Source organism: Burkholderia sp. SRS-W-2-2016, from assembly GCF_001931485.1.
GTDB lineage: Bacteria > Pseudomonadota > Gammaproteobacteria > Burkholderiales > Burkholderiaceae > Paraburkholderia.
Map to the genome: position 1 here is coordinate 262,865 of NZ_MSDV01000023.1, position 19,078 is coordinate 281,942.

At 64.2% G+C, this 19,078-nt stretch carries 16 protein-coding genes and 1 pseudogene; 9 read left to right on the forward strand and 8 right to left on the reverse strand.

The window, feature by feature from the left end:
• Positions 1-4: 4 nt before the first annotated feature.
• The 4 genes from BTH42_RS11925 to BTH42_RS11940 all read right to left on the reverse strand — a co-directional run bounded on the left by BTH42_RS11925 (position 5) and on the right by BTH42_RS11940 (position 4,235).
• Entirely contained in the window at positions 5-676 is a 672-nt protein-coding gene (locus BTH42_RS11925) for an RraA family protein (RefSeq protein WP_075299386.1), read from the reverse strand.
• Positions 673-1,725, reverse strand: a complete 1,053-nt coding sequence (locus tag BTH42_RS11930) for an amidohydrolase family protein (RefSeq protein ID WP_075299388.1) — start codon at positions 1,723-1,725, stop codon at positions 673-675. The genes BTH42_RS11925 and BTH42_RS11930 overlap by 4 nt, the downstream gene beginning before the upstream one ends.
• Before the next feature lie 93 nt (positions 1,726-1,818).
• On the reverse strand, positions 1,819-3,141 hold the full coding sequence (locus tag BTH42_RS11935) for an MFS transporter (RefSeq protein ID WP_075299390.1): 1,323 nt from the start codon (positions 3,139-3,141) through the stop codon (positions 1,819-1,821).
• 194 nt (positions 3,142-3,335) lie between these two features.
• Positions 3,336-4,235 carry a LysR family transcriptional regulator gene (locus tag BTH42_RS11940; protein ID WP_075299392.1) on the reverse strand — a complete coding sequence of 300 codons (900 nt, stop codon included), beginning with the start codon at positions 4,233-4,235 and terminating at the stop codon, positions 3,336-3,338.
• 102 nt (positions 4,236-4,337) lie between these two features.
• Between BTH42_RS11940 and BTH42_RS11945 the strand changes: the two are divergent.
• A pseudogene (locus tag BTH42_RS11945) lies at positions 4,338-4,472 on the forward strand (4-hydroxythreonine-4-phosphate dehydrogenase PdxA); the annotation flags it as partial.
• Between the two features lie 84 nt (positions 4,473-4,556).
• Here BTH42_RS11945 and BTH42_RS11950 read toward each other — a convergent pair.
• Positions 4,557-5,573, reverse strand: a complete 1,017-nt coding sequence (locus BTH42_RS11950) for a LacI family DNA-binding transcriptional regulator (RefSeq protein WP_075299396.1) — start codon at positions 5,571-5,573, stop codon at positions 4,557-4,559.
• A 204-nt stretch (positions 5,574-5,777) separates the two neighbouring features.
• On the opposite strand from BTH42_RS11950, the gene BTH42_RS11955 reads away from it, so the two are divergent.
• From BTH42_RS11955 to BTH42_RS11980, 6 genes are all read left to right on the forward strand, one after another.
• Complete coding sequence (locus BTH42_RS11955) at positions 5,778-6,935, forward strand: ABC transporter ATP-binding protein (RefSeq protein ID WP_075299398.1); 1,158 nt, start codon at positions 5,778-5,780, stop codon at positions 6,933-6,935.
• Positions 6,936-7,045: 110 nt separating this feature from the next.
• Positions 7,046-8,299 (forward strand): ABC transporter substrate-binding protein, encoded by a 1,254-nt coding sequence (locus BTH42_RS11960; protein WP_075299400.1) that lies wholly within the window; start codon positions 7,046-7,048, stop codon positions 8,297-8,299.
• A 113-nt stretch (positions 8,300-8,412) separates the two neighbouring features.
• Complete coding sequence (locus BTH42_RS11965; RefSeq protein WP_075299402.1) at positions 8,413-9,318, forward strand: carbohydrate ABC transporter permease; 906 nt, start codon at positions 8,413-8,415, stop codon at positions 9,316-9,318.
• A 27-nt stretch (positions 9,319-9,345) separates the two neighbouring features.
• Entirely contained in the window at positions 9,346-10,197 is an 852-nt protein-coding gene (locus BTH42_RS11970) for a carbohydrate ABC transporter permease (protein ID WP_075299404.1), read from the forward strand.
• 51 nt (positions 10,198-10,248) lie between these two features.
• Entirely contained in the window at positions 10,249-12,213 is a 1,965-nt protein-coding gene (locus tag BTH42_RS11975) for a beta-galactosidase (RefSeq protein ID WP_075299406.1), read from the forward strand.
• A gap of 188 nt (positions 12,214-12,401) precedes the next feature.
• Positions 12,402-13,634, forward strand: coding sequence for an arabinogalactan endo-1,4-beta-galactosidase (locus tag BTH42_RS11980; RefSeq protein WP_143752019.1), 1,233 nt, complete (start codon positions 12,402-12,404; stop codon positions 13,632-13,634).
• A 118-nt stretch (positions 13,635-13,752) separates the two neighbouring features.
• On the opposite strand, the gene BTH42_RS11985 is transcribed toward BTH42_RS11980, so the two are convergent.
• Both BTH42_RS11985 and BTH42_RS11990 read right to left on the reverse strand, forming a co-directional pair.
• Positions 13,753-14,085, reverse strand: a complete 333-nt coding sequence (locus BTH42_RS11985; RefSeq protein WP_075299408.1) for a hypothetical protein — start codon at positions 14,083-14,085, stop codon at positions 13,753-13,755.
• 192 nt (positions 14,086-14,277) lie between these two features.
• Entirely contained in the window at positions 14,278-14,850 is a 573-nt protein-coding gene (locus tag BTH42_RS11990; RefSeq protein WP_075299410.1) for a PadR family transcriptional regulator, read from the reverse strand.
• Between the two features lie 149 nt (positions 14,851-14,999).
• Here BTH42_RS11990 and BTH42_RS11995 point away from each other — a divergent pair, with 149 nt between their 5' ends.
• Complete coding sequence (locus tag BTH42_RS11995) at positions 15,000-17,021, forward strand: FAD-dependent oxidoreductase (protein ID WP_372237262.1); 2,022 nt, start codon at positions 15,000-15,002, stop codon at positions 17,019-17,021.
• Between the two features lie 64 nt (positions 17,022-17,085).
• Positions 17,086-17,526: a nuclear transport factor 2 family protein gene (locus tag BTH42_RS12000; RefSeq protein ID WP_075299414.1), complete on the forward strand. Its 441-nt coding sequence runs from the start codon at positions 17,086-17,088 to the stop codon at positions 17,524-17,526.
• Positions 17,527-17,653: 127 nt separating this feature from the next.
• Here the strand turns inward: BTH42_RS12000 and BTH42_RS12005 are convergent, their stop codons facing one another.
• Positions 17,654-19,012, reverse strand: coding sequence for an MFS transporter (locus BTH42_RS12005; RefSeq protein WP_075299416.1), 1,359 nt, complete (start codon positions 19,010-19,012; stop codon positions 17,654-17,656).
• Positions 19,013-19,078 lie beyond the last annotated feature (66 nt).

The following is a 19,078-nucleotide window of genomic DNA, read 5'->3' on the forward strand; positions in this document are numbered from 1 at the left end:
GGGTTCAGGAGCCGTTCATCATCCGGTCGCGCTGCACGGCGACCCACGCGTTGTCGAACGTGCGGTTCGCAATCGACGCGAGCGCCGCCGCTTCTTTCGCCTGCTGCCGTCGCGCGCCTTCGATCACCGCGTCGACGTCGGCCGGGGAAATCGCGAGCAGACCGTCTTCATCGCCGACGATGATATCGCCTGGATGCACGACCATGCCACCAACCGTAACCGGCACGTTGATTTCGCCGGGGCCGTTCTTGTACGGGCCGCGATGCGTGACGCCGCGCGCGTACACCGGAAAGTCGCGCTGGCTCAACGCGCCCGAGTCGCGAATCGCGCCGTCGATCACCAGACCCTGCACGCCGAGACTTTCCGCATAGGTGGCCATGATCTCGCCCATCAACGCCTGGCTGACGTCGCCGGCACCGTCGATCACCAGCACGTCGCCGGGCCGGCAATATTCGAACGCGCGATGAATCGCGAGATTGTCGCCGGGGCGGGTATGGATCGTCAACGCGGTGCCCGCCAGCGGCTTGGGCCGGTGATACGGCCGCAAACCGAGCGCGCCGCTCGCGCGGGCCATGTTGTCGCTGAGCAGCGAGACCGCGAGCTCACGCAATGCGTTAAGAGTGGCCGGACTGATTTGCGGCGCGCACGGATATTCGCGCCATCCCACTGGATTCATGCGGTTGTTCCTCGGGTTGCGAGTTGTCGATCGGTTTGGCGATCGAGTTGACGCGTGAGCCGCGGGTACACACGGCGCGCGTTGCCCTCGTAAATGCGTTGACGTTCGGCGTCGCTGAGCCATTCGATCGCGTCGATATAGCGGCGCGTATCGTCGTAGTAGTGGCCGGTGCGCGGGTCGATTCCTTGCACCGCGCCAATCGTTTCCGACGCGAACAGAATGTTCTCGACCGGAATGACTTTCGCGAGCAGTTCGGCGCCGGGCTGGTGATATACGCAGGTATCGAAGAACACGTTGTTCAGCAGATGTTCTTCGAGCAGCGGCCGCTGCATGTCCTGCGCGAGACCGCGATAACGGCCCCAGTGATAAGGAACCGCGCCGCCGCCGTGCGGAATGATGAAGCGCAGCGTCGGAAAGTCCGCGAACAGATCGCCCTGCAATAGTTGCATGAACGCGGACGTGTCGCCGTTCAGATAGTGCGCGCCGGTCGCGTGAAAGTTCGGATTGCACGACGACGACACGTGAATCATCGCCGGCACGTCGAGTTCGACCAGCGCTTCATAGAGCGGATACCAGCTGCGATCGGTCAGCGGCAACCCGCTCCAGTGGCCGCCGGACGGATCCGGATTCAGATTGCAGCCGATAAAGCCGAGTTCTTCAACGCATCGCCGCAATTCGCCGATGCAGTTCGCCGGCGCGACATCCGGCGCTTGCGGCAATTGACACACGCCGATGAAATTGCGCGGGAACATTTCGCAGACGCGATGCACGAGATCGTTGCAGGCGCTCGACCATTGCGCGTTCGCGTCGGCGCCCGCAAGGTGATGGCCCATGCCGGCCGCGCGCGGCGAGAAGATCGTCAGATCGGTGCCGCGTTCGCGTTGCACGCGCAGTTGGCCGGTTTCGATGCTGGCGCGGATTTCGTCGTCGCCGATAAATGGCAGCGGCGGCGGCGCGAGACCGTCTTGCAGCGCGGCGATCTGCTGTTTGCGCCATGCTTCGTGTTGCGGTGGGGAAGTCGTGTAATGACCGTGGCAATCGATAATCATGCGTGCAAGTACCTTCTGCGGTTGGGTCGGTTGCGTTCGTTCGGGCTCGCTTCAGCGCGAAGCGAGAGGGAGGGCGCGCTGCCGTGCGAGTGGTTACGCGCGGCGTGGGGCCTTGCCGGTTGCGAGCGTGGCGGTTTCGTCTTCGGGAGGCGTCACGCGCATGACCAGCGCGATGATCGTCGAGACGACCAGGAACGCGGAGATCGTCAGCAGCGCGAGTTTGAAGTTGCCGGTCGCGTTGCGTACCAGCCCGATACTCCACGGGCCGACGAGGCCGCCGAATTGCGCGATCGTGTTGATCAGCGCGATCGTTGCGGCACCCGCCGCGCCGGTGCGAAACGACGACGCGAGACTCCAGAACAGCGGATTGCCCGCATAGATGAACAGGCCGGTCACGCACAGCAACAGATATGCAATCACCGGGTTCGGCGCATATGCGCTGCCGGCAATCGCGAGCGCGCTCATCCCGTAGACGAATGCGAGGTGCTTCTTGCGGTCGCCGGTGCGGTCGGAACTGCGGCTGATCAGGAAGGTGCCGAGCACGCCGAGCAGCGGCGGCGCGGCTGACAGGAAACCGACCTCGATATTGCTCAGTTGGCCGAAGCTCTTGACGATCTGCGGCAGCCACAGAAACAGCCCGTAAATGCCGACCAGCGCGCAGCCGAACAGACACGCGAGGCTCCATACGCGGATATCGCCGGCGACCTTCAGCAGCGGAAAGTGACGATTGCCGCCGACCGCCTCGCGCTCGGCCGCGAGCGTTCCTTCGAGCCAGTTCTTTTCCGAGCTGGTCAGCCAGTTCGCGTCGGCCGGGCGTTCGGTCATGATGCGCAGCGTGAGCAGACCCAGCAGCATCGCGGGCACGCCTTCGAGAATGAACATCCATTGCCAGCCGGCCAGACCGAGAATGCCGTTCGCGTAGGTCATCAGCATCGTCGAAATCGGGCCGCCGAGCACCGCCGAAAACGAGCCGGCGACGATATAGCCGCCCACCGCGCGGGCCCGGTAGCGCACCGGAAACCATTTGGTCAGATAGACCGCGATGCCTGGCAGAAAGCCGGCTTCCATCACGCCGAGCAGAAAGCGCAGCACGTAAAAGCTGGTGTCGTTGAACACGAACGCGGTGGCCGCGGCGACCGCGCCCCACGTCAGCAGAATCCGCGCGATCCAGACGCGCGCGCCGACCCGGTGCAAGATGAGATTACTCGGCACTTCGAGCAGCATATAGCCGACGAAGAAAATACTGCCGGCGAAGCCGAATACAGCCGGACTGAAACCCAGCTGCTTGTTCATATCGAGCGCGGCGAAACCGATATTGATCCGGTCCAGATAGTTGATGAACATCATCGCAAAGAGCATCGGCATCAGGCGCCGGTACACCTTGCGCATCGTGGCGGTTTCATCGAATGCGGTCATGCATGTCTCCTGTCGGTCCGAGCGAGTGCTTCGGCACTGACGCGGACCCCATGCACCGTAAGTGCGACCGCTAACTGAAGTAGCCGCCGGTGCGTTTTATCGTGGAGCGCCGGGTTGAGCGACGCAGCATCCATGATAAAAACGCGGCGGCGTGGAGTCCAAGACCGCTTGCTTATGCTTGTATAAGACTGCGCTTATAGTGTGGCGTCGTTCAACGGCGGCGGCAGACAGTCGAGAAACGCGCGCAGATGCGGGGACATGTCATCGGTACGAAAGGTCGCGGCGAGCGTCGAGCGGTAAGAAGAACCGGGTCCCGCCAGATGCCGGAACACCACGTCGGCGCGGCCATGACGCGCGACCGATTCGCCGACCACCGTCACGCCGAGACCGGCGCCGACCAGCGCGATCGCCGTTTGTATTTCGTAAGCTTCGTGCGCAACCAGCGGCGTTACGCCCGCGTCGCGATACAACGACAGCACCGAGCGTTTGAACTGCGCGTTCTGGTGTTTAGGATAAAGAATCAACGGCGTATCGGCGAGATCGGCGATACGCAGTGTCTTGCACGCGGCGAGAGGATGACCCGCTTCGAGCGCGATGACCACGCGCTCGCGCAGCAGCGTGTAGGACGTGCAGCCTTCTACAGTTAGCGGCTGACGGCCGATGCCGATATGGATGCGCATATCGCGCAGCGCATCGGTCTGTTCCTCGGTCAGCATTTCGTACAGCTTCAATTCGACCTGCGGATAGGCTCTGTGGAATTTCTTCAGCGCGGGCGGCAGCACGCTGTACATCGACGAACGCGTGAAGCCGACACTGAGCCAGCCGCGCCGGCCGACGCCGATTTCCTGCGCGGCTACGGTCATCTGTTCTAGCGAGCCGAGCAGTTGGCGCGCTTCGGTGCATAGATAGTGGCCGGCTTCGGTCAGCATCAACGGCCGCCGCGCGCGGTCCACCAGTTGCGTGCCGAGCCGCTCTTCGAGCGCGCGGATCTGCTGGCTCAGCGCGGGCTGCGCGATATGCAGACGCTCGGCGGCGCGGCTGAAATTGAGTTCCTCCGCGAGAATCACGAAGCATTGGAGAGCTCTGAGGTTCATGTCGGTAGTCCTGTTGCGGGAATGGACAGGATACCGTGCAGAACTCGTGTGGCTTCGCTACCGATAACCCCCAGTGATCGCGGTATGGAAACCTGCGATGAGATGATTCACGACGGTCTGAAACGCGCGGGCCTCGCGCAGCCGCGCATCGCGGTGTGCGGCTTCAATCCGCACAACGGCGACAACGGTGAGTCCGCCCGGGAGGAGATCGACGTGATCGCGCCGGTGGTCGAGGCCGACGCCGGCGCGACGCAGAAGGCGTTCGACATCGTTACGAAGATGGCGCAGCAGCGGGTGAATTGAGGCGGGGTGGTGGGGGCGTTAGCGTTTGCGGTACGGCCCCGTCGACGCCCGCACCACCAGTTCCGGCGATGGCCCGAGCACCATCGACGGCTGTTGCGCCGGGTTTTGAATCAGCCGGATCAGACTCTCGATCGACAACTCCGCGACCGCCGCCGTCTGAATAGCGACCGTGGTCAGCGCAGGATGCACCTGGTGCGCGAGCTGAATGTCGGTAATGCCGATCACCGACACGTCGTCCGGCACCGCGCGGCCGAGCGTGATCAGCGCCTGCACCGCGCCGATCGCGAGCAGGTCGTTGGTCGCGAAGATCGCGCTCACCTGCGGGCGATTCGCCATCAGCTGCATACAGGCCGCGTAACCGGCGTCGATCGAGTCGCGAATCTGCAGTACCGCGGCCGCGTCGGCTTCGATACCGGCCGCGCGCATCGCCGCGCGAAAACCATTCGAGCGCGCATCCTGCAAACCGCCGCAACCGTCGCCGATCAACAGACCGATGTCGCGATGCCCGAGTGTCAGCAGATGCTGCGCGGCCAGCTCGCCGGCGCGCGCGAAATCGACCGCGATGCACGGCAGTTCGGGCGGCGACTCCGGGTGTTCCCACATCGCCAGCAGAATCGGCGCGCTATGCGTGGCCGACGCGCACAGATCGTTGATCGTGATGTCGGTGTTCATCACCAGCACGCCGTCCGCGAGCGTGCCGGCGATCTGGTTCAGATACGCGCGGCCGATCTCCGCATCATCGTCAGTATTGCAAACCATCAGGAAGTGGCCGCTCTTGCGCGCCGCGCGCTCGGCGGCGAGCACGAACTCGGGGTAGAACGGGTTCGAGATGTTCGACAGCATCAACGCGAGCGTCGACGAACGTCCCTCGGCCAGCGCGCGCGCATTCAGATTCGGCCGGTAGCCGAGTTCGTCGATTGCCCGCAGCACGCGCTCCGCCGTTTCGGGACGTACCTTGTCGCGATTGCGCAGGACGTTGGAGACGGTCGCGGCAGTGACCTGCGCGCGCTTCGCGACTTCTGACAGCGTGACCATGTTCGGTTGTCCCAAATGTAGGGAAGATGATTCATATGTTGCAAGCAGCCCGCGAGATTGCTAACGTCCTGAAAAACATCGCGGAGACACTCACCATGACTTTTCTCGTCGCACTCGAATTTAAGCGATTAAATGCCAGTCGCACAAGGGCCGCCGCTTTATTTTCGAAAAAAATTTAAGCGATTAAATGCAGACGGAGACAGCATGGCAACGATTCGTTTGACCGATGTAAAGAAGGCCTACGGCGACCATCCGCCGGTGATCCGGCGTGTGAATCTGGAGATCGCGCAGCATGAGTTCTGCGTATTTCTCGGGCCGTCGGGCTGCGGCAAGTCCACGTTGCTGCGGATGATCGCCGGTCTCGAAGACCTCAGCGACGGCGAGCTGCATATCGGCGGCCGCCTGGTCAACGACGTGCCCGCCGCCGAGCGCGGCGTCGCGATGGTGTTCCAGAGCTACGCGCTGTTCCCGCACATGACCGTGTTCGACAACATGGCGTTCGGGCTGAAGCTCGCGAAGCAGCCGAAAGACGTGATCGAGCGCAAGGTGCGGGAGGCCGCGCGCATCCTGCAACTGGAAAGTCTGCTCGAGCGTCATCCGAAAGCGTTGTCGGGCGGTCAGCGCCAGCGCGTTGCGATTGGCCGCGCGATCGTGCGTGAACCCGGCGTATTTCTGTTCGACGAACCGCTGTCGAATCTCGATGCCGCGCTGCGCGGTCAGACCCGCGTGGAGATCGCGCGACTGCATCAGCGCTTCGCGGATGCGAGCGTGGTCTACGTGACGCACGATCAGGTCGAGGCGATGACGCTCGCCGATCGCATCGTGCTGCTGCATGCGGGCGCGGATGCCGAGCGCTTCGGCAGCATCGCGCAGACCGGCGCGCCGCTCGAGCTGTATCACCATCCGAAGTCGCGCTTCGTCGCCGGCTTTATCGGCTCGCCGCGGATGAACTTCATCGACGCGACGGTCGACTCGATCGAGCCGGGCCGCGTGACGGTCGCACTGCTAACTAATGCCAGCCACGGCGGCGACGCGGTGAAGCTCGTCGCGCACGTCGACGGTCAACGCCTGCAACGCGGCCAGCGCGTGACGCTCGGCGTGCGGCCCGAACATCTGCGGCTCGACGGCGACGACCAGTTCATTCAGTGCGCGACCGTGCTGTCGGAGCGGCTCGGCGAGCACAGCTATATCCACGCGGACTACGCGGGCGGCACGCTGATCGCGAAGGCGCCCGGCGATACGCCGCTCGGCGCGGGAGAACACATTCGCGTGCACGTGCCGGCGTCGGCCTGTCATCTGTTCGACGAACAGGGTCTTGCATTGCGGCGTAGCACGTTCGAACCCGAAGGCGCGGCCGCCTGATCGATCGTCAACGACGAACCCGCGAAAGGTTCGTCATGCTCAATTCCGCCGCAGAGCGGCATACATCGCCGGCCACGTAGCCGGTCAACAAGGTAGACAAGGAGACATAGATGATTGCTCTTCGCCTTCGCCGTCTTGCACGGCTGTCGCTGGCGGCCGCAATGGTGGCCGGCGCGCTCGGCAGCGCCACGGTCGACGCGGCCACGCTGAACGTCAACGTATCGGCGCGCGGCAACCAGCGCTCGACCTGGCAGGACGCGTTCGACCAGTTCAAGAAAGCCAATCCCGACATCGATCTGAAAGTCACGTACATCACCGAGGAAGCGTACAAGGTGCAGATGGGCGGCTGGCTCGCGACGGATCCGCCCGACGTGGTGTCGTGGCACGACGGCGAGCGGATGGCCTATTACGCGCAGCGCGGGCTGCTCGAAGACCTGAGCCCGGACTGGTCGAAGAACGGCTGGTCGCAGCAATACGCGTCGGTCAAGGAAGCATCGACGTATAAGGGCAAGCAGTATGCGGCGCCGCTCGGCTATGACGCGTACGGCTTCTTCTATCGCAAGGACCTGTTCGAGAAGGCCGGCATCAAGGGCGAACCGAAAACGTGGGACGAACTGCTCGACGCGACGAAGAAACTGAAAGCGATCGGCGTCGCGCCGATCGCGGTGGCCGCGCGCGATAGCTGGACGCTCGCCGCGTGGTTCGACTATCTGGATCTGCGCATCAACGGCAACGAGTTCCATCAGAAGCTGATGGCCGGCGAAGTGCCGTACACCGATCCGCGCGTGAAGAAGGTCTACACGACGTGGAAGACGCTGCTCGACAATCACGCGTATATCGACAACGCGCTGTCCTACGATCTCGATTCGATCGCGCCGTTCCTCGTCAACGGTAAGGCCGGCATGATGCTGATGGGCACGTTCTTCTCGGCGAGCTTCCCGCCGGCGGTGAAGGATCAGATCGGCTTCTTCCGCTTCCCGGTGATCGACGCGAAGGTGCCGATGGCCGAGGACGGTCCGGTCAACGTGCTGCTGATTCCTGCGAAGGCGAAGAACAAGGCCGACGCGCGCAAGCTGCTCGCGTTCATGGAACAGCCGAAGATCAATGCGGAACTCGCGAAGGGCTGGGGCCAGTTGCCGTCGAACAGCCAGGCGACCGAGCCGGAAGATCCGATCTCGAAGGTCGGCTTCCAGACGCTCGCGAACACGCGCGGCGGCATTGCGCAGTTCTACGATCGCGATATGCAGAAGGAAATGGCCGACGAAGGGATGAAGGCCATGCAGCAGTTCTATAGCGATCCGTCGCAACTCGACAGCGTGCTCGCGCATCTCGAAGCGACCCGCAAGCGCATCTACCAGAAGTAACTCCCGCCGCGCCGGCCGCATTCTGGCGGCCGGTGTGTGCCGGCGATTGCCGCGACCGCGCGTGCGTTGTTTCGCTGCGCGCGTCGCCCGCGCATTCCACCGAGGCCTGATCCATGTCTGATACCGCAGCGCGCCGCCTGCCCGCGGCGCGGCCCCGTCGCGTCTCGACGACCCGACGTCACCAGCATCGCGCGGCGTTTTTCTTCTTGCTGCCGGGCTGCGCATTGTTCTGCCTGTGCGTGATCTATCCGATCATCAGCAGTATTTCGCTGAGCTTTTATAACTGGGACGGCATGACGCCGAAGACCTTCGCGGGTCTGGCCAATTACACCGAGCTGTTCCAGTCCGATACGTTTTATACGGCGCTGAAGAACAACCTGATCTGGCTCGCGCTGTTTCTGCTGGCGCCGCCGCTCGGTCTGCTGTTCGCGCTGTATCTGAACCAGCACGTGCGCGGCATGCGCGTCGTGAAGTCGCTGTTTTTCGCGCCGTTCGTGTTGTCGGGCGTGGTGGTCGGGCTGGTGTTCAGCTGGTTCTACGATCCGACTTTCGGCTTGCTGCGCCTGATTCTCGGACGCGGTATTCCGGTACTCGGCGACCCGCATACGGTCACGTTCGGGATCATCTTCGCCGCGCTATGGCCGCAGACGCCGTTCTGCATGGTGCTGTATCTGACCGGGCTGACCGGCATCAATCCGGAAGTCGTCGAAGCCGCGCGGATGGAAGGCGCGAAAGGGCTGCGTCTGCTGTGGCACGTGATCCTGCCGCAATTGCGGCCCGCCACTTTCATGGCGGTCGTATTGACCGTGATCGGTGCGCTGCGCAGCTTCGACCTGATCGCGGTGATGAGCGGCGGCGGCCCGTTCGATAGCTCCACCGTGCTCGCCTATTACATGTACGACCAGGCGATCAAGTACTACCGCGAAGGCTATTCCGCGGCAATCGCGGTCGTGCTGTTCGCGATCATGCTCGTCTACATCGTGTTCCATCTGCGCCGCATGCTGCGCGAAGAACGCTGATTCATTGAACGTCAGGAGTACCAGGTCATGTATCCACTTCCCGTCGAACGCTGGAAACCGCTGAATCGAACGCTCTATAAAGCGTCGCTGCCGCTCGCGCTGTTCATCTGGCTGCTGCCGATGCTCGCCGTGCTGGTCACGTCGATCCGCTCGTCAGATGAACTGATGCACGGCGATTACTGGACGTGGCCGAAGCATTTCGCGCTGCTGGAGAACTACGGCGCGGCGCTCACGCAGACGCCGATGCTGCATTACTTCGCCAATAGCGTGCTGATCACGGTGCCGTCGGTGATCGGTGCGATCGTGCTCGCGTCGATGGCGGGCTTCGCGCTCGCGACCTATCGCTTTCCGGGCAACACCGCGGTGCTGTTCGCATTCGTCGCCGGCAATTTCGTGCCGATCCAGATCCTGATGATTCCGGTGCGGGACATGGCGCTGAAGTTCGGACTGTTCAATACCGTGTGGGCGCTGGTGATCTTTCACGTGTCGTTTCAGACCGGCTTTTGCACGCTGTTTCTGCGCAACTTCATCAAGCAGCTGCCGTTCGAGATGATCGAGGCGGCGCGCGTGGAAGGCGCGAGCGAATGGATGATCTACCTGCGCATCGTGCTGCCGCTGATCCGGCCCGCGCTCGCGGCGCTCGGCATTCTCGTGTTCACGTTCGTGTGGAACGACTACTTCTGGGCGCTGTGCCTCACGCAAGGCGATGAGGCCGCGCCGATCACGGTCGGCGTCGCCGCGCTCAAAGGGCAGTGGACCACCGCGTGGAATCTGGTCGCGGCGGGCTCGGTATTGGCCGCGCTGCCGTCGGTGCTGATGTTCTTCGCGATGCAACGTCATTTCGTCGCCGGGCTGACGTTCGGCGCGAGCAAGGGATAAACCGCGAGCCAGCCCGCGGGCCGGGCCGTCAACTCACAACGAGACTTTCACATGCAACTTGGTGTCTGCTACTACCCCGAACAATGGCCGCGCGAGATGTGGGCCGACGACGCGCAACGGATGGTCGAACTCGGCATCACCCACGTGCGGATCGCCGAATTCGCGTGGAGCCGGATGGAGCCGCGCGCCGGCGAATTCGACTGGCAATGGCTCGACGAAGCGGTCGACACGCTCGCGAAGGCCGGCCTGAAACTGGTGCTCGGCACGCCGACCGCGTCGCCGCCGAAGTGGCTGATCGATGCGCATCCGGACATGCTGCCGGTGCGCGCGGACGGCACGCGCTGGAATTTCGGTTCGCGCCGTCACTACGATATTTCGAGCGACATGTACCGGCGCGAATGCGTGCGGATCGTGACCGCGATGGCGCAACGCTATGGACGACATCCGTCGATCGTTGCATGGCAGACCGATAACGAACTCGGTTGCCACGAGACGGTGCCGAGTTATTCGCCGGCGGCGTTGACGCGTTTTCATGGGTGGCTGCAGCGCCGCTACGAAACTGTCGGCGCGCTGAACGAAGCGTGGGGCAACGTGTTCTGGAGTATGGAGTATCCGTCGTTCGACGCGATCGGCCTGCCGAACCTGACGCCCACCGACGCGAATCCGATCCATCTGCTCGACTTCCGCCGCTTCATGTCCGACGAAGTGGCGAGCTTTCATCGCGAGCAGATCGACGTGCTGCGCGAACACGCACCGAATGCGGATTTGCTGCACAACTTCATGGGTTTTTTCACGACCTTCGATCATTACCGCTTCACTGAAGACAACGCGATCGACGTCGCCGCATGGGACAGCTATCCGATCGCGCGCACCGAATCGATTGCATTGCCCGAAGAACAGAAGGCGCGGTTTGCGCGCACTGGCCACCCCGATGTGTCCGCGTTCGATCACGACCGTTACCGCGGCGTCGGCGCCGGGCGTTTCTGGGTGATGGAGCAGCAGGCCGGCCCGGTGAACTGGGCGCCGTGGAATCCGGTGCCCGCGCGCGGGATGGTGCGGCTGTGGGCGTATGAAGCGTTCGCGCACGGTGCGGAACTGGTGTCGTATTTCCGCTGGCGGCAGTGCCCGTATGCCCAGGAGCAGATGCATTCCGGGCTCAATCTGCCGAATAACGAGTTGTCGCCGGGTGGTCTCGAAGTGCAGCAGGCGGCGCGCGAGATTGCCGGTAGCGCGGCGCTGTCGAAGCTCGCCGCGCCGTCGCGCGTGGCCGTCGCGCTGCTGTTCGATTACGAGTCGCAATGGATGTTCGAGATCCAGCGCCACGGCAAGGGTTTCGACTATCAGACGCTGGTATTCGACTACTACGAAGCGCTGCGCGAACTTGGGCTCGATGTCGATATCGTGTCGAGCCGCGCCGATGTTTCGGGCTACCAACTGGTTGTCGTGCCGAGTCTCGCGACGATCGACGACGCACTGGTCGAGCAGATCGCCCACAGCCGCGCGCAATGGGTGTTCGGTCCGCGCAGCGGCTCGAAGACCGGCGAGTTCGCGATCCCCGGCAATCTGCCGCCCGGCGCATTGCAGCGCGTGCTGCCGATCCAGGTGCTGGAAGTCGAAACGCTGCGCGCGTCGCTGGCGCCCGCGCTCACGATCGACGGCACCGAGGGCCACGCGCTGCATTGGCGCGAGCATGTGCGCGCGAACGGCGAGACGCGCATTGCCGCGCGTTTCGACGATGCGTGGCCGGCGCTGCTGACGCACGGCAACGTGCGCTACGTCGCCGGCTGGCTGTCGCATGAACTGCATCGCACGGTGTTGCAGCAGGCGGCGCGCGACGCCGGTCTCGAAACGCAGTTGCTTGCCGATGGACTGCGGCTGCGCCGGCGCGGCGGGCTGACGTTCGCATTCAACTTCGGCGAGCAGGCGGTGCAGGCGCCGGCGCCGCGCAACGCGACGTTCGTGCTGGGTGAGCCGCGTCTGCAAACCGGCGAGCTTTGCGTGTGGCAAGACGCGTGATCCGGCGGCCGGCGCGATCGCGGTCGCGCTGGCCGGTGGGCAGTTATGCAGTCGTAAAGACGGGCGGTCGGTCACGCCCGGCGCAGTAGAAGCAACGCAGTCTGAAACTCGAAGGTTGCAGCACGGACGCATCAAACCAGATCAGGCGGCTCGTCAAAAGCCGCCATTCAATACATGGAGGATGACGGATGAACCGAAGAGAACTACTGGGATGGCTCGCGGGCGCTGCCGCGGCGGGCGTCGGCGCGGCAGTCAGTGTGCCGGGTTTCGCGGCGCAGGGCGGTCAGGGCGGTCAAGGTGGGCAAGGTAATCAGGGCGGCGATCAGCAACGCGGTGGTCAGGGCAATGATTCCGCTGCGGCCGCCGCGCTCGCGAACCGCTTCGCGATGGGCGCGGATGTGTCGACGCTGCTCGAACTCGAAGCGAACGGCGCGAAGTACTACGAGCACGGCAAGTCGCGCGATTGCCTGGCGATCCTGAAGGATCACGGCGTCGACTCGATCCGGATCAAGGTGTGGAACGATCCGGGCAACCCGAACTTCTTTCCGGCCAATCAGAGTCCGGCGGCCGGCTGGAACAACGCGGAGCACGCGCGCATCCTCGCGCGCCGCGCGGCCGCGCTCGGCTTGCGCGTGCTGATCGACTTTCACTACAGCGACTGGTGGGCCGATCCGGGCAAGCAGTATCCGCCGCACGCGTGGGCCGGCAAGGACATCACGGAGACCTGCGCGCTGCTGTCGGCGTATACGTCGGACGTGTTGCAGATGCTCAAGCGCGACGGCGTGCATCCGGAGTGGGTGCAGATCGGCAACGAGATCACCGGCGGGATGCTGTGGCCGCTCGGCAAGTACGATCAGCTCGACAATCTCGCGGCGCTGCTGAAGGCCGGTCACGACGCGGTCAAAGGCGTCGATGCGCGGACTAAGGTGATGCTGCATATCGACAGCGGCGGCAACAACGCGACGAGCCGCTGGTGGTTCGACGCGATGACGCAGCGCGGCGTCACGTTCGATGTGATCGGGCTGTCGTACTACCCGCAATGGCAGGGTTCGTTCAGCGACCTGCAGGGCAACGCGAACGATCTGGCGACGCGTTATGACAAGGATGTGATGGTCGTCGAAACCGCGTATCCGTGGACCACCAGCGATGGCGACTCCGAACCGAACTCGATGACCAACGTGGGCACGTCGCCGTATCCGCAGACGCCGGCCGGACAGGCGCAGTTTCTCGGCGCGGTCACCGACATCGTCAAGGCGATCCCCAACGGTCACGGCAAGGGCGTGTTCTGGTGGGAGCCGGAATGGATCCCGACGCCGAACGTCGGCTGGGAAGTGGGCGCCGGCGATCAGTGGGACAACAACACGTTGTTCGATTTCCACGGCAACGCGTTGTCGTCGCTGGATGCGTTCCGGCGGCGATAACGTTCGCGGTGGTAGTGATGCTGGTGCCGCGCGCCGGCTGCGTGGCTGAGCGTGTGGCTACGTGAGTGGTTGCTTGCGTGGCTGCGCGCCGCGCGGTGAGGGCCGGCGCGAGCCGGCATCACTGCGTCGACGATGCCGGTCCTTTCTGACGGTCCAGGCACTCCGCCGTGACCGCCATGTTCGCCTGATCGGGCGTCATGCGCGGCGCGTCGGGGGCGAAGATTTTCTCGATGATCGCATCGACGGCCGCGCGGTCGGCCGGGCCCTTGTAGTAGCGGGCGGCCTGCTCGAGCGCCTGCGCTTTGGTTTTCTTGTGCGCGCGCCATCCGACGACCTGGCCGGCGATATCGCCGAGCGCGGAGCATTGATCGCTGACTGTCTGCGCGACGGCCTGAGTGGCCGGCTGCGCGACGCACAGCGCGACGAGCGCGGTTACGACTACGCGTTTCATTACCGAAAATCCTGACAAGAGACGCGCGGCGGCGTGGCAGCGGCGAGGGTCGCCGGGCGCGGGCCTGCGGGCGCGTGGTGAATGAGGGCGTAGTTTAGCGGGAAGTGGCGGGGGATGCTCTGGGAGTGGGGGCGCCCGCAGGGTTCGTGCTGGTCGGTTTCCGCGCGCGCGTGCGTGGCTGCGAGATGCGGATCATCGATGATCGCCCGACCCGCCGGCCCGCGGCGACCTACCACCGGGCTTGCCCAGCGCAACCAGCGCCGCCTCCAGAATGTCGAGCCAGTTCTTCTCATAGCTGATCCCGACTCGCAGCACCAGGAGCTGCAGCGCCGCTTTACGATCTTCGGGCTCCTGAGGAAAGTCCTTCTTCTCGAGCTCCTGATACAACGCGAGCTTCGCCTGATGCAGCCCGATGCGGCGCTGGACCTCTTTCTCCAGCCCGGTCGGTCCGACCGCGGCCTCGGCCCGCAGACGCACCATGAATTCGTCGCGAAGCGCGGCGGGTTCTTCCTCCAGCGTGATCCATCGTTTCAACTCGCTGCGCCCGGCGGACAGAATCCGGTAGCCGCGCTTGCGCCCGCGGGTCGTCTCCTCGGGCAACGATTCGATCAGGCCGGCTTCTTCCAGCCGGGCCAGCTCCCGATAGATCTGTTGATGCGATGCGTGCCAGAAATAGCCGATCGAACGGTCGAAGCGCGAGGCCAGCTCCGAACCGGAGCACGACCGTTCAACGAGGGCGGTGAGCAGGGCATGAGGTAGAGACATCGGCGTGCGTACGGGAAGAGAAGGAAGAAAAGGGCCACGGATAGAGGGACTTTTCAAAATTCTCGCATCCGCTTGACTGTTTATGCAACTGGTTGCATTATCGGCCAACCCTTAATGCAACCAGTTGCATAAACCCCATGAGCCACGATCTGATCCACTATCCGAAACTGCTAAAGCCGCTCGACCTCGGTTTCACCACGCTGAAAAACCGCGTACTCATGGGCTCGATGCACGTCGGTCTGGAGGAAGCGCCGAACGGCTTCGAGCGGATGGCCGCGTTCTACGCGGAGCGCGCGCGCGGCGAAGTCGGGCTGATCGTGACTGGCGGCATCGCGCCGAACGAGCGCGCGCGACCGATGCACGGCGGCGCGATGCTGACCACGGAGGCGGAGGCCGAGAAGCATCGGCTGATTACCCGCGCGGTGCACGCGGAGGGCGGCAAGATCGCGATGCAGATCCTGCATTTCGGGCGCTATGCGTATCACCCGCAACTGGTCGCGCCGAGTGCGGTGAAAGCGCCGATCAATCCGTTCGTCCCGCACGAATTGAGCGACGACGAGGTCGAGCAGACCATCGAGGATTTCGTTCGCTGCGCGGCGCTCGCGCGGCACGCGGGCTATGACGGCGTCGAGATCATGGGTTCCGAGGGCTACCTGATCAACGAGTTCATCGTGGCGCGCACCAATCAGCGCAGCGATCGCTGGGGCGGCAGTTATGAGAACCGTATTCGCTTGCCGGTCGAAATCGTGCGCCGGGTGCGCGAACGGGTGGGCCGCGATTTCATCATCATTTACCGGCTGTCGATGCTCGATCTGGTCGAAGGCGGCTCCACGCTGGACGAAGTGATCCAGCTCGCGCGCGCGGTCGAAGCGGCCGGCGCGACGATCATCAATACCGGCATCGGCTGGCACGAGGCGCGCATTCCGACCATCGCGACCAAGGTGCCGCGCGCCGCGTATGCGTGGGTCACGCAGCGGCTGATGGACCAGGTGTCGGTGCCGCTGGTCGCCACCAACCGGATCAACACGCCAGAACTGGCAGAGCAGTTGCTCGCCGACCGCGCGTGCGACATGGTCTCGATGGCGCGGCCGTTTCTCGCGGACCCCGCGTTCGTGCGCAAAGCACGCGAAGGACGCGCGGACGAAATCAATACCTGCATCGGCTGCAACCAGGCCTGTCTCGACCACACGTTCGCGGGCAAGGTCACGTCATGTCTCGTCAATCCGCAGGCTTGCCATGAGACCGAACTCGTGATCGAACCCACGGCTCAGCGCAAGCGGGTCGCGGTCGTCGGCGCGGGGCCGGCCGGACTCGCATGCGCGGTGACCGCCGCGCGCCGCGGCCATGCGGTCACGCTATTCGAAGCCGATGCGCGGATCGGCGGTCAATTCAACCTCGCGAAGAAAGTGCCGGGCAAGGAAGAGTTCTACGAGACGCTGCGCTATTTCCTGCGGCAGATCGAACTGACCGGCGTCGATTTACGGCTCGACACGCGCGCGAATGCCGAAGCGCTGCTGCGCGAAGGCTTCGATGAAGTGGTGATCGCGACCGGCGTCGTGCCGCGCGAATTGCGCATCGACGGCGCGGACCATCCGAAGGCTCTCAGCTATCTGGACGTGCTGCGCGACGCGAAGCCGGTCGGCCGCGAAGTTGCGATCGTCGGTGCCGGCGGCATCGGTTTCGATGTGGCCGACTATCTGCTGCATCACGGCGAAAGCGCGAGCCGCAACGCCGCGAGGTTCTTCGCCGAATGGGGCGTGGATACCGCGTACCACGAACGCGGCGGTTTGCGCCGGCCGGCTCTGGAGCGGGGCGAGCGTACCGTGCATCTGTTGCAGCGTAAGAAGTCGAAGGTCGGCGACGGGCTCGGCAAGACCACCGGCTGGATTCATCGGACGTCGCTGAAGGCGCGCGGCGTCGAGATGTTGTCCGCGGTCGACTACCAGCGTATCGACGACGACGGCCTGCACGTGACGATCGACGGCGAGCCGCGCAGCTTCGCGGTCGATAACGTGGTGATCTGCGCGGGCCAGGAGCCGCTGCGCGAGCTGGCCGATCAACTGGAAGCCGCCGGTTGCCGCGTGCATCTGATCGGCGGCGCCGCCGACGCGGCCGCGCTCGACGCCAAACGTGCGATCCACCAGGGCACGACGCTCGCGGCCGCGCTGTGAAATGCAATGAAGTATGGTCCCGCCGCCGGCGGGCCGTCGTCCCTTTCCCGAGAACGGAGCTTCCATGAGTCAGACCAGTTTGGCCCTTCAACCCGCGGTCGCGCGCTCGCTCGACGCGTGGCACGCGATGGTGGACAACAAGGATTTCAGCGAACTCGAATCGATCGTTCATCCGGACGCGGTATTCCGCTCGCCGATGGCGTTCAAGGCCTACGCGCCGGCGCCCGCGCTGTTGATGGCGCTGCGCACGGTGATCACGATCCTCAACGATTTCACGTATTACCGGGAATTCAGTAGTCCGGATGGGCTGAACGTCGTGCTCGAATTCAGCGCGACCGTGCAGGACAAACAGTTGAAGGGGATCGACATGATCCGTTTCGACGAGGCTGGCCGGATCGTCGAATTCGAGGTGATGGTGCGGCCGGCGAGCGGCTTGCAGGCGCTGGGTGCGGAAATGGGCGCACGGCTTGGGCAGTCTCTGCCCGCGTACAAGGCGCAGTCCTGAGCTGAACTGAGCTGAGCGGTTCGCGCCGCGCCAAACAAAAAGCCGCTCTGCAAACTGCAGAGCGGCTTTTCTGATTTACCACCCGGGCAGCCTTCGCTCAGGTGGCGTTATTGCATCGGACGTTCGCTCAATGCCCGAACGATTCCGCCTTCGACGCACCGCTTTCCGCGACCTGCGGACGCGCGGCCTGTTTGATCAGCAGTGCGATACACGACACCAGACCGGCCACCGCGATCGTCGCGAAGATGCCGCCGAACGAGAAGTGGCGGCGCGTCAGTTCGGCCACGAGGAACGAGCCCGCGATCCCGCCGAAGCGGCCCACGCCGAGCATCCAAGCGACGCCGGTGCCGCGGCCCGCGGTCGGGTAGAACGCGGCGGCGAGCGCCGGCATCGACGATTGCGCGGTATTCATCAGCACGCCGGCGACGAACACGATCAACACCAGCATGCCGACGTTGCCGGCCGCCTGGCCGATGAGGTACACGCTGATCGCGGTCAGCGCATAGCACACCGCGATCACGCGATTCGCATTGAAGCGGTCCATCAGCACGCCGGCCAGCACCGCGCCGACGCCGCCGAGCGGGAACAGCGCGGAAATCAAGGTAGCGCGTTGCGGCGTGAGACCGGCGTCCTTCAGCAGGATCGGCATCCAGTTGATCGACGCGTAGAAGATCACGAGGCCCATGAAGTACGCGAGCCACAGCATCACCGAGCCGACGATGTACGAACGCGACAGCACCACGCCGAGGCCCTTGCCGCCGGTTTGCGGCGCGGTTTCGGTCATCGTGAACGAAGCGGCGTGCACCGCGTCGCCGGAAATGCGCGCGAGCGCCGCGCGAATCCGCTCGGCCGGCTTGTTATTCGCGACCATGTAGCGGACCGATTCCGGCATCTTCACGATCAACAGCAGCAACAGCAGCAGCGGCGCGATGCCGCCGAGGATCAGCACGCTGCGCCAGCCGAAATGCGGAATCATCCATGCGGCGAGGAAGCCGCCGAACGCGGCGCCGAGCGGGAAGCCGCAGAACATCAGGTTGATCACGGTCGCGCGACGGTTATCCGGGCAGTACTCGCCCATCATCGTGACCGCGTTCGGCATGGCGGCGCCCAGGCCGACGCCGGTGATGAAGCGCAGCACGGTCAGGTGTCCGATCGTGTCCGAGAACGCGGAGGCGAGGCAGGCGGCGCCGAACAGCGCGACCGAGCCGACCAGCATCACGCGTCGTCCGAGCCGGTCCGACAGCGGACCCGAGCCGAGCGCGCCGCACGCGAGGCCGAACAGCGCGGCGCTCAGTACCGGCGCGAGCGCGGGTTTGTCGATACCCCATTCGGTGATCAGCGAGGGCGCAATGAAGCCGATTGCGGCCGTGTCAAAACCGTCCAGCAGGACGATGATGAAACACATAAAGAAGATCAGCCACTGGAACGGCGAAAACGGATGTTCGTTGATGAACGTTTGAACGTTCACAGCTGGGCTGCGGTTCATGATGGTCTCCTGAAGCGAAAAAGCCCGCCGCGACGAGCTGCTTTTCTCAAGACCGTGCGCCGTCTG

Excerpts from the sequence above, each read along its gene's own strand:
- BTH42_RS11965 (WP_075299402.1), top strand. The coding sequence starts at position 8,413 with ATGTCTGATACCGCAGCGCGCCGCCTGCCCGCGGCGCGGCCCCGTCGC.
- BTH42_RS11950 (WP_075299396.1), bottom strand. The coding sequence starts at position 5,573 with ATGGTCACGCTGTCAGAAGTCGCGAAGCGCGCGCAGGTCACTGCCGCG.
- BTH42_RS11975 (WP_075299406.1), top strand. The coding sequence starts at position 10,249 with ATGCAACTTGGTGTCTGCTACTACCCCGAACAATGGCCGCGCGAGATG.
- BTH42_RS12000 (WP_075299414.1), top strand. The coding sequence starts at position 17,086 with ATGAGTCAGACCAGTTTGGCCCTTCAACCCGCGGTCGCGCGCTCGCTC.
- BTH42_RS11970 (WP_075299404.1), top strand. The coding sequence starts at position 9,346 with ATGTATCCACTTCCCGTCGAACGCTGGAAACCGCTGAATCGAACGCTC.
- BTH42_RS11955 (WP_075299398.1), top strand. The coding sequence starts at position 5,778 with ATGGCAACGATTCGTTTGACCGATGTAAAGAAGGCCTACGGCGACCAT.
- BTH42_RS11985 (WP_075299408.1), bottom strand. The coding sequence starts at position 14,085 with ATGAAACGCGTAGTCGTAACCGCGCTCGTCGCGCTGTGCGTCGCGCAG.
- BTH42_RS11935 (WP_075299390.1), bottom strand. The coding sequence starts at position 3,141 with ATGACCGCATTCGATGAAACCGCCACGATGCGCAAGGTGTACCGGCGC.
- BTH42_RS11930 (WP_075299388.1), bottom strand. The coding sequence starts at position 1,725 with ATGATTATCGATTGCCACGGTCATTACACGACTTCCCCACCGCAACAC.
- BTH42_RS11925 (WP_075299386.1), bottom strand. The coding sequence starts at position 676 with ATGAATCCAGTGGGATGGCGCGAATATCCGTGCGCGCCGCAAATCAGT.
- BTH42_RS11940 (WP_075299392.1), bottom strand. The coding sequence starts at position 4,235 with ATGAACCTCAGAGCTCTCCAATGCTTCGTGATTCTCGCGGAGGAACTC.
- BTH42_RS11960 (WP_075299400.1), top strand. The coding sequence starts at position 7,046 with ATGATTGCTCTTCGCCTTCGCCGTCTTGCACGGCTGTCGCTGGCGGCC.
- BTH42_RS11990 (WP_075299410.1), bottom strand. The coding sequence starts at position 14,850 with ATGTCTCTACCTCATGCCCTGCTCACCGCCCTCGTTGAACGGTCGTGC.
- BTH42_RS11980 (WP_143752019.1), top strand. The coding sequence starts at position 12,402 with ATGAACCGAAGAGAACTACTGGGATGGCTCGCGGGCGCTGCCGCGGCG.
- BTH42_RS12005 (WP_075299416.1), bottom strand. The coding sequence starts at position 19,012 with ATGAACCGCAGCCCAGCTGTGAACGTTCAAACGTTCATCAACGAACAT.